This is a genomic window from Neisseria sp. P0001.S005, assembly GCF_051963715.1.
In genome coordinates this window covers 1-1,121 of the sequence record NZ_JBQCTZ010000417.1, presented here as the reverse complement: position 1 = coordinate 1,121, position 1,121 = coordinate 1, and the positions used below count along the sequence as shown (strand labels likewise).

The 1,121-nt window shown below is 38.0% G+C and carries 1 protein-coding gene and 1 pseudogene; both read left to right on the top strand.

Annotated elements, in window-relative coordinates:
* A partial coding sequence (secY, locus tag ACTHSP_RS20720) for a preprotein translocase subunit SecY (RefSeq protein WP_440346849.1) occupies positions 1-1,001 on the top strand: 1,001 nt, incomplete at its 5' end.
* A 4-nt stretch (positions 1,002-1,005) separates the two neighbouring features.
* Positions 1,006-1,121: pseudogene (gene infA / locus ACTHSP_RS20715) on the top strand (translation initiation factor IF-1); the annotation flags it as partial.

The window sequence follows — 1,121 nt, the reverse complement described above, 5'->3', positions numbered from 1 at the left end:
AAGGTGAGGCTGGTAGGAAAATAATTACGAAATATACTAGGTATGGGACGGTATTATTGGCTGTATTGCAAAGCTTTGGTGTTGCAACATTTGTTTATCTGCAAGGTGTTGTTGTAACGAGTTCGCTTGAGTTTCATATTTCTACAGTAGTCTGTTTGGTTACAGGTACTATGTTTCTGATGTGGTTAGGGGAGCAAATTACCGAGCGTGGTATTGGTAATGGTATTTCTTTAATTATTACAGCAGGCATTGTATCGGGTATTCCATCCGGTATTGTTCGGATGTTAACTTTGACTGAACAAGGCTCTATGAGTATGTTGATGGCGGTATCAATTGTGATTGGTATTTTGCTGTTGATCTATGCTGTAGTTTATTTTGAGAGTGCTCAGCGTAAAGTTCCTGTGCATTATGCTAAAAGACAGTTTGGCTCTGGAATGATGCCGGGACAAAGCATTCATATGCCGTTCAAGCTAAATATGGCAGGTGTTATTCCTCCTATTTTCGCTTCCAGTATCATTTTATTTCCATCTACACTTTTAGGTTGGTTTGGTTCAAATAGTACGAATTCTGTTCTTCATAAGGTTGCTGCAATGCTGCAACACGGACAGCCTTTGTATATTGTATTATTTGCCACAACTATCATCTTCTTCTGCTATTTCTATACTGCTTTAGTATTTAGCCCTAAAGAGATGGCTGAAAATTTGAAGAAGAGTGGTGCATTTGTACCGGGTATTCGCCCAGGTGAGCAAACCTCTAGATATTTGGAAAAAGTTGTACTGAGACTGACATTATTTGGTGCTTTGTATATCACTACAATCTGTCTGATACCTGAATTTTTAACGACGGCATTGAAAGTTCCTTTCTATTTAGGTGGAACATCTCTGCTTATTTTGGTTGTCGTTACAATTGATTTTAGGACACAAATCAATTCATATAGAATGAGTAGTCAGTATGAAGACTTGATAAGTCGTCCAGATATGAAATCTTTGTCACGTAAGTAGGCTTATGGCTAAAGAAGATACCATACAGATGCAGGGCGAAATCCTTGAGACTTTGCCCAATGCAACATTTAAAGTAAAACTGGAAAATGATCATGTAGTACTTGGTCATATATCTGGCAA